This window comes from Pseudomonas medicaginis, assembly GCF_965119365.1.
GTDB lineage: Bacteria > Pseudomonadota > Gammaproteobacteria > Pseudomonadales > Pseudomonadaceae > Aquipseudomonas.
In genome coordinates this window covers 2012878-2025858 of the sequence record NZ_OZ221631.1, presented here as the reverse complement: position 1 = coordinate 2025858, position 12981 = coordinate 2012878, and the positions used below count along the sequence as shown (strand labels likewise).

General features: G+C 61.6%; 11 protein-coding genes. All 11 read right to left on the bottom strand.

Features of this window, described 5'->3' with window-relative positions; translation table 11 throughout:
- Positions 1-4: 4 nt before the first annotated feature.
- On the bottom strand, positions 5-1309 hold the full coding sequence (gene flgJ / locus ACMTA2_RS08935) for a flagellar assembly peptidoglycan hydrolase FlgJ (RefSeq protein WP_413794566.1): 1305 nt from the start codon (positions 1307-1309) through the stop codon (positions 5-7).
- Positions 1310-1320: 11 nt separating this feature from the next.
- Positions 1321-2394: a flagellar basal body P-ring protein FlgI gene (locus tag ACMTA2_RS08930; RefSeq protein WP_161796106.1), complete on the bottom strand. Its 1074-nt coding sequence runs from the start codon at positions 2392-2394 to the stop codon at positions 1321-1323.
- Positions 2395-2436: 42 nt separating this feature from the next.
- Positions 2437-3132: a flagellar basal body L-ring protein FlgH gene (gene flgH / locus ACMTA2_RS08925; protein WP_207966010.1), complete on the bottom strand. Its 696-nt coding sequence runs from the start codon at positions 3130-3132 to the stop codon at positions 2437-2439.
- A 72-nt stretch (positions 3133-3204) separates the two neighbouring features.
- Positions 3205-3990, bottom strand: coding sequence for a flagellar basal-body rod protein FlgG (gene flgG / locus ACMTA2_RS08920; RefSeq protein ID WP_053154880.1), 786 nt, complete (start codon positions 3988-3990; stop codon positions 3205-3207).
- A gap of 49 nt (positions 3991-4039) precedes the next feature.
- Positions 4040-4777: a flagellar basal body rod protein FlgF gene (locus ACMTA2_RS08915; RefSeq protein WP_413794565.1), complete on the bottom strand. Its 738-nt coding sequence runs from the start codon at positions 4775-4777 to the stop codon at positions 4040-4042.
- 175 nt (positions 4778-4952) lie between these two features.
- Positions 4953-6104: a dTDP-4-amino-4,6-dideoxygalactose transaminase gene (rffA, locus tag ACMTA2_RS08910; RefSeq protein WP_413794564.1), complete on the bottom strand. Its 1152-nt coding sequence runs from the start codon at positions 6102-6104 to the stop codon at positions 4953-4955.
- Between the two features lie 51 nt (positions 6105-6155).
- On the bottom strand, positions 6156-6833 hold the full coding sequence (locus ACMTA2_RS08905; protein WP_413794563.1) for a metallophosphoesterase family protein: 678 nt from the start codon (positions 6831-6833) through the stop codon (positions 6156-6158).
- The gene (locus ACMTA2_RS08900) at positions 6814-7791 is read right to left on the bottom strand and encodes an ATP-grasp domain-containing protein (protein ID WP_413794562.1); all 978 of its coding nucleotides are present in this window, start codon (positions 7789-7791) and stop codon (positions 6814-6816) included. The genes ACMTA2_RS08905 and ACMTA2_RS08900 overlap by 20 nt, the downstream gene beginning before the upstream one ends.
- Entirely contained in the window at positions 7788-8624 is an 837-nt protein-coding gene (locus ACMTA2_RS08895) for an NAD-dependent epimerase/dehydratase family protein (protein ID WP_413794561.1), read from the bottom strand. The genes ACMTA2_RS08900 and ACMTA2_RS08895 overlap by 4 nt, the downstream gene beginning before the upstream one ends.
- Before the next feature lie 8 nt (positions 8625-8632).
- Positions 8633-9361, bottom strand: a complete 729-nt coding sequence (locus ACMTA2_RS08890; RefSeq protein ID WP_413794560.1) for a methyltransferase domain-containing protein — start codon at positions 9359-9361, stop codon at positions 8633-8635.
- A gap of 45 nt (positions 9362-9406) precedes the next feature.
- Complete coding sequence (locus ACMTA2_RS08885; RefSeq protein ID WP_413794559.1) at positions 9407-12943, bottom strand: glycosyltransferase family 2 protein; 3537 nt, start codon at positions 12941-12943, stop codon at positions 9407-9409.
- Between the last annotated feature and the right edge of the window lie 38 nt (positions 12944-12981).

The window sequence follows — 12981 nt, the reverse complement described above, 5'->3', positions numbered from 1 at the left end:
GACCTTATAAAGTCGTGGTGGCGCCAGCCGAGGCGTAGTTTTGGTAACTCGTCATCTGCCGGGCTATGTTCGAAATCTTATTGGCGTAGTTCGGGTCGGTGGCGTATCCAGCCTTCTGCAACTCGCGTACAAACTGTTCCGGGTTATCGGCCGACTTCAACACATCTTGATAGCGGCTGTTGCTCTGCAGCAGGTTGACCAGGTCATGGAAACTGTCGCGGTACGAGGCATAGGAACGGAACTCGGCCGTCTCCTTGACCATCGCGCCATTGCGGAACTCGCTGGTGATCGCCCGCGCCGAATCGCCCTTCCAATTGGCGCTGGCCTTGATGCCAAACAGGTTGTGACTGCTGCTGCCATCGGGCTGGCGCATCACCGATTTGCCCCAACCGGTTTCCAGGGCGGCCTGGGCCACCAGGTAACGCGGGTCGACACCGATGCGGTCCGCGGCTTCCTTGGCCATTGGCAGCATGGCGTTGACGAATTCATCGGCATCGCGGAAGACCTTGCGCGCCGGCGCCAGCGGTGGCTGGGCCACGGCGCGACCATACACCTGCATGTCCCCCTTGGACTCGGACGCCTTGAGCGCCGCCAACCAGTCGCCATTGGCCAATTCGCCAGTGGCCGGCTTAACGGCGGCGATGGCGCGGTCCGGCAACAGGTTCTGTGCAGGGACATCGGCACTGGCCGCCGCCGAAGGCACCAACCCGGCAAGCAGGCGATCAGCCAGCTTCGGCGGCAGGGCCAGGCGGCGCTGGTTGAGCAGCTCCATGTCGTTGCGGTGGACACCCTCAGCCCCTTGCGGTGCGTTCACGGCCCGCGACGCCCACAGCGGACGCTGGCCGTTGCTACGCGACAAGGGGCCGTCGGTGGGCAATGTTCCTGCCGCCACGGGCGTCGGAACCGGCTTGGCCACCTTGTCCAACGCCTCCTGTTGCTTGGCGGCGGACAACGTGGCCGCCTCACCGGGCGCCGTAGGTCTGTTCTTTGACATCTGACGCAACAGCACGTCAGCCAGGCCGATACCACCGCCTTCGCGGGACATGGAAACGGCCAACTGCTGGTCGTACATTTCCTGGTACTGCTTGGCTTCGGGCGTGTTCATCGGATTGTCCTTGCCCAAGGCCTCGGTGGCCGAACGCATGGACTTGAGCATTTCGCCGAGGAACAGCGACTCGAACTCCTGCGCCACTTTGCGCAGGTTGCCTTCGCTGTTCTTGTCGCCGACCTTGAGCTGGTTCAGGCGGTTCAGGTCCGAGTAGGAACCCGAATCCCCGCTGATCAAGGCGCCTTTGCGCATATCCACCATGGCCGCTTTCCTTAAATCACGATCAGGTCGGCTTGCAATGCGCCGGCCTGCTTCAAGGCTTCAAGAATGGCCATCAAGTCGCCGGGCGCCGCGCCGACCTGGTTCACCGCCCGGACGATTTCATCCAGGGTCGTGCCCGGGCCGAACTTGAACATCGGCTTGGCTTCCTGCTCGGCATTAACCCGCGAACGCGGCACCACGGCGGTCTGGCCGTTGGACAACGGCCCCGGCTGGCTGACGATCGGGTCTTCGGTGATGGTCACGGTCAGGCTGCCGTGGGTCACGGCGGCCGGGGAAACCTTCACGTTCTGGCCGATCACGATGGTGCCGGTACGCGAATTGATGATGACTTTCGCCACGGCCTGGCCCGGGTCGACCTCGAGGTTTTCCAGGATCGACAGGTAGTCGACCCGCTGGCTCGGATCCAGCGGCGCGGTGACGCGGATCGAGCCGCCGTCGATGGCCTGGGCCACGCCCGGGCCGAGCATGTCGTTGATCTTGTCGACGATGCGCTTGGCGGTGGTGAAGTCGGAACGGTTGAGGTTCAGCGTCAGGCTGTTGCCCTGGTTGAAACCGCTCGGCACCGCACGTTCCACCGACGCACCGCCAGGGATGCGACCGGCCGACGGAACGTTGACGGTGATCTTCGAGCCATCACGCCCCTCGGCATCGAAACCGCCCACCACCAGGTTGCCCTGGGCGATGGCGTAGACGTTGCCGTCGATACCCTTGAGCGGCGTCAGCAGCAAGGTGCCACCGCGCAGGCTCTTGGAGTTACCGATGGACGAGACGGTAATATCCACCTGCTGGCCAGGCTTGGCGAACGCCGGCAGATCGGCGCTGACCGACACCGCCGCAACGTTCTTCAACTGCACGTTGCCGGAGCCGGCCGGCACCTTGATGCCGAACTGCGACAACATGTTGTTGAAGGTCTGCAGGGTGAACGGGGTCTGGGTCGTCTGGTCGCCGGTGCCGTTCAGGCCCACGACCAGGCCGTAGCCGATCAACTGGTTGGAACGCACGCCGGAAATGCTGGCAATGTCTTTCAAGCGCTCGGCTTGGGCGGCGAAGGCTGCCGACATCATCAGCGCACCGAGCAACAGCTGTTTAAGATTCAACTGGGCCACCTAGAAAGGGAACTTCGGGCTGAGGAAGAAACGGTCGAACCAGCCAGGCTGACTCGCATCGGCAAAGGCACCGGTACCCGAATAGGTGATGCGAGCATCGGCCACGCGGGTGGATGAAACGGTGTTGTCGGTGGCGATGTCGTCGGCGCGAACCATGCCGGCGATGCGCACCAGTTCGTCACCCGTGTTGAGGGTCAGCCACTTCTCGCCGCGCACGACGATGATGCCGTTGGGCAGCACATCGGCGACCGTCACGGTGATCGAGCCGGTCAGGCTGTTGCTCTGCCCGGACTTGCTGTCGCCCTTGGTGGCACGGTCGGAGCCGTAGCCGGCATTGAGGCTCAGGTCGCCGCCACCGATCGGGTTGTTGGTGGTCAGGCTGGAGCCGAACAGCGAGGTCAGGCCGACGCTGGTCTCGCTGGTCTTGTCGATCTGCGAGTTGGCGTTCTTGCTGGCCTGGGTCCGCTCGTTCAGGGTGATGGTGATGATGTCACCGACCCGGAAAGCCTTGCGGTCGCTGTACAGGTTCTGCTCGAAGCCGGCCTGGTAGATCGAGCCATTGTTGGCGGCAGCCGGCAACGGTGTGCGCGGTAACACCGGAGCGTAATACGGGTCATTGGGCCTGGGTGTCGGGGCGACACAGCCCGCGAGCGCGGTGATGCCACTCAGTGCCAGAACAGATACGAAGCGTTTCATGACCCTACCTCTTGGTGTTGCAGGCGACCCAGGGGCCGCCCTGTCTACGTGATGACGGACGTTGCGACGTGATTACAGATTCTGCGTAACGAACGAGAGCATCTGGTCGGCGGTGGAGATCACCTTGGAGTTCATCTCGTAGGCACGCTGGGTGGTGATCATGTTGACCATCTCCTCGACGGTGCTCACGTTGGACGTTTCCAGGGTGTTCTGCAGCGTGGTGCCAAAACCGTTCAGGCCCGGGGTGCCGACTTGCGGCGCGCCGCTGGCGGCGGTTTCCAGGAACAGGTTGTTGCCCACCGCTTGCAGGCCGGCCGGGTTGATGAAGTCGGCGGTCTGCAGGTTGCCGATCACTTGGGCGGCCGGGTTGCCCGCCACGGTGATGGACACGGTGCCGTCACGGCCCACGGTAAAGGTCTGGGCATCGTTCGGAATGATGATGGCCGGCTCCAGGGCGAAACCGCTGGCGTTGACGATCTGGCCGTTGGAGTCGAGGTGGAAGGTACCGTCACGGGTGTAGGACGTGGTGCCGTCCGGTTGCAGGATCTGGAAGAAACCGCGACCGTCGATGGCCATGTCCAGCGGCTGCTCGGTGGTTTGCAGGCTGCCGGCGTTGAAGTTTTTCTGGGTGCCGACGATGCGCACACCGGTACCCACTTGCAGGCCCGACGGCAATTCGCTGTCCTGGGTCGACTGGGCGCCTGGCTGGCGTTTTACCTGATAGAGCAGGTCCTGGAACTCGGCGCGATCACGTTTGAAACCCGTGGTCGAAACGTTCGCCAGGTTGTTGGAAATAGTAGAAAGGTTGGTGTCCTGGGCGGACAGACCTGTTTTGGCAACCCAAAGAGCCGGAAGCATTCGATTCTCCTCGTACGCCTGTTTTTCGGCGCAGCGCTGTAATTAATGATTAGATCTGCAAGACCCGAGCCATGGCTTCATCGCCTTCTTTGGCGGTGTTCATCATCTTGACGTGGAGCTCGAACTGCTTGGCCAGGGCCAGCACCGAAGTCATTTCATCCACGGCGTTGACGTTGCTCGCTTCCTGGAACCCAGACACCAACTGCACGTTGGCATCGATGGGCGCCGGCTGGCCGTCCTTGGTACGGATCGAACCGTCCAGGGCTTTGGTCATGTTCTTGAGGTCCGGGTTGACCAGCTTGATGCGGTCCACCTCAGCCATCACCCGCGGGCCTTCGCCCATGGCGCGGATGCTGATGGTGCCGTCCTGGCCGATTTCGATTTTCTGCTCCGGCGGCACAGCAATCGGACCGCCGTTGCCCATCACCGGCATGCCGTTGCCCGCCCGCAGCACGCCCAGGGCGTCAACGTTGAGGCTGCCGGTGCGCACGTAGCTTTCGCCGCCGTCGGGGTTCTGCACGGCCATCCAGCCCGGCCCGCTGACGGCCACGTCGAGGTCGCGACCGGTTTCCACCAGCGCACCCGGGGTGAAGTCAGTGGCAGGCCGTTCGGACAGGGCAAACGCCCGCGCCGGAAAGCTGTCGCCGAACACGGGCATCGAACGCGCCTGCTCCAGGTCTTTCTGAAAGCCATTGGTGGAGATGTTCGCCAGGTTGTTGGCATGGGCCCGCTGCGCCAGTGCGTTCTGGCTGGCGCCGGTCATTGCCACATAAAGGTACTTGTCCACTGTCGTTCCTCTGCATGCCGGACGTTTGCCGCCCACTGCTGTGTTGCACAGCCTTAAGCAATTTGCAGACCAACTTTTTTTCTGGCGGGCCCAGGCCCGGAAAACAAAGGGCCCTGGGGATGCGGAGGACATTGTTGAATAGTGTGAAAGTCGAAAAACCGGCGGTGTCATGCCGCTAAGTGGCAAGGGCTGCCAATGCGCTGCCGAGCACCTCCACCACCCGATCCTGCTGTTCAGTGGTCAAACCGAGCCACATTGGCAAACGCAACAGACGCTCGGAATAACCGTCGGTGATGTCCATTGCGCCATGCACACGCCCATAGCGCGTGCCACCGGGGGATGAATGCAGCGGCACGTAATGGAACACCGCATAGATGGCTTGGCGCTTGAGCATTTCGAGCACAACCTGGCGCTCCACGCCCGGAGCCAGGAGCACGTAGTACATGTGTGCATTGTGCTGGCAATTTTCAGGAACGATCGGACGACGCATCAACCCTTGCTGCTCAAGCCCCGCCAAAGCAGCATGGTAATGGTCCCAAATCGCCAGGCGGCGCTGGGTGATGGCTTGCGCCTCTTCCAACTGGGCCCACAGGAAGGCTGCCGTCATTTCGCCGGGCAAAAATGAGGAGCCCACCTCTTGCCAGGTATATTTGTCCACCTCGCCCCGGAAGAATCGACTGCGGTCGGTGCCCTTTTCCCGGATGATCTCGGCTCGCAGCGCCATCGCAGGGGCGTTGGCCAGCAAAGCCCCACCCTCCCCCGAGATCACGTTCTTGGTTTCGTGAAAACTGAATGCCCCGAGATCACCGATACTGCCCAAGGCTTTACCTTTGTAGGTCGACATCACGCCTTGCGCGGCGTCTTCAACCACCGCCAGCCCATGCTTATGGGCAATCGCCATGATCGCGTCCATCTCGCAGGCCACGCCGGCGTAATGGACAGGCACGATCGCCTTGGTCCGTGACGTGATCGCCGCTTCGATCAGGCGCTCGTCCAGGTTCAGGGTGTCGGGGCGTATATCGACGAAGACCGGTACCGCACCGCGCAACACAAAGGCATTGGCGGTTGAGACGAAGGTATAGGAAGGCAAGATGACTTCGTCGCCAGGCTGGATGTCCAGCAGCAAGGCCGCCATCTCCAGCGCAGCAGTGCATGAGTGGGTAAGCAACGCCTTGTTGCAACCCGTCTGCGACTCCAGCCAGCGGTGACACCGCTTGGTGAATGGGCCGTCACCGGCGAGCATGTTGCCGAACTTGGCCTGGGCAATGTAATCCAGCTCCTTGCCGGTCATGTACGGGCGGTTGAAGAATATCGTTTCGTTGCTCATTGCAAACTTCCCTGAGTGGGCGTGGACATGAGTGGCGCGCAGCATACAACCTCAAACCGCACTGATCCGCCCACCTATCTGACTGCCGATATCGAGATTTTCATAGAAGTACGGGGTGAACCCGGCCTTCTTCATTGCCTGTTGGGTTTCACTCACATCGTATTGAACCCGGTGCAGATTGAAGGCTTCGCCGTCCCAGGTCGCGAAACCTGCCCGGGGATCACCATCACGTGGCTGGCCGACTGAACCGGGGTTGCAATAGACCTTGCCCTCACCCGTCCACAAGTACTGGACATGGGTATGGCCTGAGGCGAAATATCGGCCAGGCAATGGCGCGAAATACGCTTGTGAGGGGCGCACGTATTCGTCCAGCGGATCGTTCCAGCCACCATGGACAAGGCTTAATTGATCCTGGGTCGAGCGCTCCGGGAGCGATGCCAGCCAGGCCAGATTCTGCGCAGTGATGACGCCCTGCTGATAATCGAGGCAGGCATTGGCGCTATTGGAACGAGGGCAACGCTCATTTCTGGCCAGGTACCAATCATGATTGCCCATCACAGAGAAAATGTTTCGCTCGCGCAGGGCCTCGCAACACTCGTTGACCTGGCTGTAATAACCGGCCGTATCGCCCAGGCAGATAATCCGCGACACACCCAGCTCATCCAGCTTGGCAAGCACTGTTCGCAAGGCACTGTAATTGCCATGTACGTCAGAAATGATCCCGATCATAGACAATGAAGTCCTCTATATAACGAACAGCGAAACCACTGCCCATGATGGGCTCGGCCGGTGTCTTGCCTGCGAGGTAATAATCCAGGCACATGGCCGCCTCGTTGTAACCAAAGGCGCGTCGTATCGAACTGGTCGAGGAGATGCGCGGATTGATCTCGAGCAGACGCCAGGACCCCTCGCTGCCACGACGGAATTGCAAGTTGGTCGGTCCCACCGGCTTGAAGGCGCGACACAGCCGGGTGACGGTCTCATCCAGCGAGTCATCCTGGTACACCCAAGCCTTGGCAGTAGACCCGTCGGAGGCCAGCTTGCGCTGGAAAGCGATCATCGGACCAGTGGCACCTAGGCCATCGCCGAACGCCGCCACGGTGAACTCGTCGGCCGCACTGCCAATGATGGGTTGCGCCATGAGGTAATCACCGAGCAGGGCCGCGTGAGGCGTAAAATCGCGCTCCTCGCGAACCCAGACCAACCCTTTGGACGCGTAGCTTCGGCGCGGCTTGAGCAGGAACGGCAGGCCCAAGGCAGCCTTGAGCGAGTGAAAATCCCCTGCCAGCAGGCTGGGAATACGGCTGGCATCCCCCAGCGCCACCAGTGCCTGGTCCATTGCCCACTTATCCTTGGACAAGTCGATCAAGCGCTGGTTGTTGAGCACGACCTGACAATCGAATGCCGCCAGCAACGCTCGGTTATCCGACAGCCAATGGACATCCTGTTCGATCCCGGGAATCAGCAGATCGACCTCGTGTCTGGCCAGCGTATCGCCCAGCCACTGGCCGTATCCCGGGTCAGCGGTCAAGGGGGCCTGCACGAACACATCGCTCCAGCCACGACCGACGGCATCGTCGTAGATATCGGTGCCGACCAGGCGAACGCAAGGATCCGCCGCACGCAGCGACTTGAGTAGGCCGTAGCCCATGATGGCCCCTACGCCAGTCACCATGACCGTCTTCATGACAAATTCTCCCGGTGCACCCTCATCCGCTCAAAGCCCCGGCGAACATCTATTCGCGGAGTGAATCCCAGTTGCTCGTACAACTCATGCCCGCAGTCAAAGGGAGGCAGATCGGGAATATCGTTTTTTTCCGGCAGGAAGCGAACATCCAACGGCTTGCCAAATGCCTCGAATGCGGCCCGGGCAATCTCGGAAAGACGGGGGCTTTCGGGATGGCCGCAGTTGTACAAGCCAGTCACCCCCCGCTCTGCCAGCCGCGCGCAGACCTCGGCAAGGTCACTCAGATGCAAGTAGTTGCGCCTGGCGTCGTTGCTGCCATATAGCTCGACGGCTTGCCCCGCCTGCGCCTTGTCGGCGATGGCGTATAGCAAAGGTTGGTGAGCCCTGCACTGCTCGCTGTCATCGTAGACCTGACTGACGCGCAGGACGCTCAACGCCATGCCGCGCTCCTGGCAATACAGGCTCGCCACTTCCTCGGCATGGCGCTTGGACAGCGAGTAGATGCCGAAGTAGGGATCCGTCGCCTGGTCGCAGGCCGAACGCGACGACAACAAAATGAAATGACGCGCCCCGCATTGTTCGGCCAGGCGACAGGCAGCCAATGTGCCGACACTGTTGACCTGCTCGGCACGAACCAGGTCGTCCGGCTCACGGCCGCCGAAATCGGCAGCGGCCAGCACCACGATGTCGAAGCGCTCCTCGAGAGAAACGGGTTCCGGGCTGCTCAAGTCAAAGGCGATATCGGCCTCCCTGCGTCCCGCCAACTTGACCTGGCCATAGCACGACAACGCCTGGGCGACGGCCCTGCCAATGACCGAAGTACTTCCGATCACCAGGCTTTTCATGGCTGGGGGACTGTTGCTTCAAGCATCAGCGCACAACTGAGCTCTGGATAATCGATACCTACGGCGCACATGGCCTGGATGATGTCCGCCCCCAAGTCCAATGCCTTCAATTGCCCGGTGGTGAACGGCTTGAGAAACACGCCTTCCTTGCGCACCACCTGGAGCCCGGCGGCTTCCAGCTCAGCGGTCAGGGTCTGGAGCGAGTAGCTGCGCACATGACCCAGTTCCAGATCACCGTGCCCAAGCGCCATCATGTCGTCAAGCAGTCCGGCAGCATGACCGAACCGCCGATGCAGGGACTCACCATTGGGAACCAGTACGAAGCAACGCCCACCCGGTGCAAGAAAGCGCTTGAACCGCTGCAGTACGGTCTGTGGGTCTTCGACATGTTCCAGGACAAACCCCATCACGATGAGATCGAAGCGCTTGTCGGTGTCGAATGTCTCGAAGTAACTTTCGACGATATCGGCCGTGTTGTCCGGGTACTGGGCCTTGAATTGGGCGATCACCGAGGCAGAGCCATCGATGACCGTGTGCTCACTGAAGAACTGCGAGAAGCGGTGGGTGCTGAAACCATGGCCCACACCGAGTTCCAGCAGGCTTTGCGCCTGGGTGCATAGCGCCATGATGCGCTGGGGATACCAATTAAGAATGATGTTGTTGTCATACGCGTAGCCAAAGCTGTCGCTGTAGGCGGCGATGAAGGTATCCAGATCGTTGCTCATGTCACATGCACTCCGCTGTGCGGCAAAGGTAATGGTCAGTACAGATCAGTCGGCCAGCCAGGCCCGTCGCCAGGCCTCCAGGCGTTCGCCTTCGAGCAGCCACTGCGCTCGCACGGTCGACTGCAAGGCGTCGCCCAGGGCCGCGGAGGCGTCACGGTCTTCCAGGTGCAAGCGAATCGTCCGGATCCAGTCTTGCGCCTCGTTATTCACCCGGGAAAGCGGCAATACTTCGCCACCGACAAAACCCGGCACCCGACTACAAATGACCGGATGGCCGCAAGCGGCATGCTGCAGGACACGCAAGTCACCCGAACAGGCATTGCCCAGGTTTTCCGCCATGGGTACCAGCGCCAGATCCAGATTCAATGCAGCCAGGGCCGCTGCCAACTGCTGCTGCGCAACAGCTGGGTGCTGCTCCTTCAGAAAAGGCTGCAGTGCCGCGGGGCAGTCGCCCAGCACCACCCAGTCTACTTCGCCAGCGAACGCGGGCAGCACGTCGGCCAGCAGTTGAGTGTCTTTGCCGCCCATCCAGCCCAGGCGCGGCTTGGGCCCCATGCGTCGCTTGCTTTGGACACGGCCCCAAGCGGCCGGCAGCACGGTTTCCAGCACGCGGATGTCGTCGTGCTGGCCTTGCAACAATTCAGCCAGCGCCGGCGTAGGAACCAGCACCCGATCAGCCTGCAGCATCCCGAACCGCAGACGCTCCAGCAGTTCCTCGGCAGAGTAATCGCCCTTCAATTCCATCTGTGGCAAGTAACCGTCCAGATCGTAGATGGTGAACGCCTTGGAAAACGCCCTCAGACGGCTCAGGGCTAGCAACCCGGCATCATCCAGGGGGCGCTGCAGCACGATGCTCGTCGGTGCCAGGCGCTCGATCTCTACCGGCGACAGCAGACTCGAAACCGCCGCGCCTTCGACCTGCCCCGCTTCCAGCAATGTGCTGAACGGCTGAACCAATCGCGAATAGGCTCCCGCCCGCTGCTCCGTGACACAGACCAGCACCCTGGGCACGCTGCCTTGCAACGGATACCAGCACAGGTCCTTGTTTTCCCGGACAAAACCTTCGCCGACGCGCAGCGAAAGGTTGGCGTTGTAGGCAGGGTCGCGGGCCAACTGCGGCAACCAGCGCGCAAACAAGGCATCTTCCTGATCGCGACTCGCACGAGCGTCTGCCACCGGATTTGCCAACACTCGCGCGTAAGGCGTCCAGACGTTCAGGTAGCCAGCCTGCTGCAGCTTCAGACACAGGTCGACATGGGTCCAGGGCGCCATCCGTAGATCGGTGTCGAAACCATCGGCCTCAAGGAACAGCGCTCGACGCAGCATCAGGCATTCACCGCCCACTGCCGAGCAGTTCTGCTCAAGTCCAAGTCGCCCCATGTAACCCGCGACCTGGGACGACAAGCCCTCGAACGCCCGACCGACAACGCCGCCCAACCCCAACACAAGGCCCGCCTGGCGTACGCGACCCTGGCTATCCTGCAACTGGCCTCCCACGGCGCCGACTTCCGGGCGCTGGGCGTGATTGAGCAACGCTTGCAGCCACCCCGGCTCAAGCACAGCGCTTTGCGCATCGAGCCAGAGCAAATACTCGCCGCGCGCCTCCTGGGCCGCCGCATTGCACATGGCGGCACGGGGCTGCCCCGGCATGAAACGCAGCACCTGGAAACGGCCCTCACCCATCTCCTCGACGAGCCCCAGCCACTCCAGCAAGGCGGGTTCGTCGTTGCCCGGCTCAATCAGCAAGACCTCGAAGTCCACCGCGTCGGTCTGCATCAGCAGGCTTTCCAGGCAACGCTGGAAATTCGCCAGCTGTCCTTCCAGGTAGATCAGAATACTGACCGAGGCCTGCCGCTCGTGGCCGTAGTCGATACGATAGCGGCCCGACTCCAGTGCAATCGCTCGCGCCTGAGCGTAGCCACGCGCTTGCAGGTGCGCGTCAATGACCGCACGCTCCTGCGCGTTTTCCGAGAGCCGCACCTCGTTAGCGATCAACAGCGGTTCGCTGACATGACCGACACTCGCCACGCCCTGTTCGCTGATCAGGCGCAGTTGGTAGGCCAATTCGAAGGCGTCACCGCAGGCATTGTCGAAACCGTACAGGCCCACCAGCGCGTCACGCCGGTACATCCAGTGACGGGAAAGGCTGGCTGGATACGCCAACAGCAGATCCAGATTCAGGTCAGGCCGCAACGCAAGGTCGATCACTCCACCCACGCGCAGCGCTTCGTCGGCATACACCGCCAGGCAACTGTCCGGCGCTTCAAGCAGATTCAGCGCCGTCACCAGCAACCCGGCGGCAACGAACTCCTCCCCGGCCTCCACCAGCATGAACCAATCGGTCTGGACGCCTTCGAGCAAACCATTGATCGCGGCGGCCGGTTGCTTGGGATCACACGCCAACCACTGAACATTGGCACGTCCCGGGTCAGCGCTCCCCATCACGCACACATGGATGCGCTGGTACAACTGTCGATCCAGGCTGTCCAGGGTGTGAGCCAGCGCCAACTGATTGCCGTCATCGCGGACCAGGACAGTGAAAGCAGGCGCCGCCGAGTTCGCCAACCGCTCGTTGATCAGACGCAGTTGCTGCGCCAAGGGGTACCGCTGGCGCAACCAGTCCAGCACACCCAGACGGTTGCCGACCGCTTCACGCGCGGCTGTCGCCTGGGTTTTGGCAATGAATACGTCCAACTGCTGCCAGAAAGACGCCGTACGCTCGACATAACGCTGCAAGGCGTCACCGAGGCTTGCCCGCGCATGTTCCAACGGGTCCGGCTGATCGAGCATGGCGAAGCCGACACTGCCGAAGAAACTGGTGTCGAGCAGTGGCTGGTCGACGCCATGTCCCGGAATGAAGATCACCGGGCAGCCACACAGCGCTGCCATGACACAGGTCATCGACCACTCGTAGCTGTACATCACTTCTGCATTGCGCAGCAGCTCGGCCAGCTCAGGCAGGGTCAAGGGATTGGCCATGCTCAGCAGACGGATATCCGCAGGCAGTTGCGAGTAGTCGATCTTCTCCAGCGGGTGGCGGTTCTGATAGAGGTAGCTGCCCTTGCGCACGGTGCTGGCACCCACCGTCGAGAACATTTCGACGTCGATGGTCGGCAGGCACAACAGGTCACCGTCAGGGTCACCACGGTGCTCGGCGAGACGGGCGGCATAATAGAAAAACAAGTCGGTAGGCGCGGCATCCATGCCATTTCCCGTAAGGAACCCCTCGAAATTCAGGAGAAAGCGCGCAACGACCGAACAGTTCAGCGGATTGCCGGGGAACACCTCGGGGTAAACCGCAATCGGCACCTTGCCCGCGGCCATGTGGCGCTGCTTGATCGCGGACGTGATCACGGGTGTCTTGAGGTCTGGATTGACCGCTTCGGTGCCGCAGATGTAGGCCTCACGGCCACTGAGATTGAGCATATGGCAAAGGTAGTGCAGCGAGACGACGCCCGACGACGATTCACGGTAAGCAGGCGCCAGGAAGTAGTACGGATGCTCGGGTTTGGCATACATCAGCCGCAGACGCGCCAACGCCTGTTCGAGCGAGTAAGCGTCCAGCTGCGCGAGGTTCGACATCGGGTGCAATCTCCAGAATCAAATCAAAAGGGTGTCAC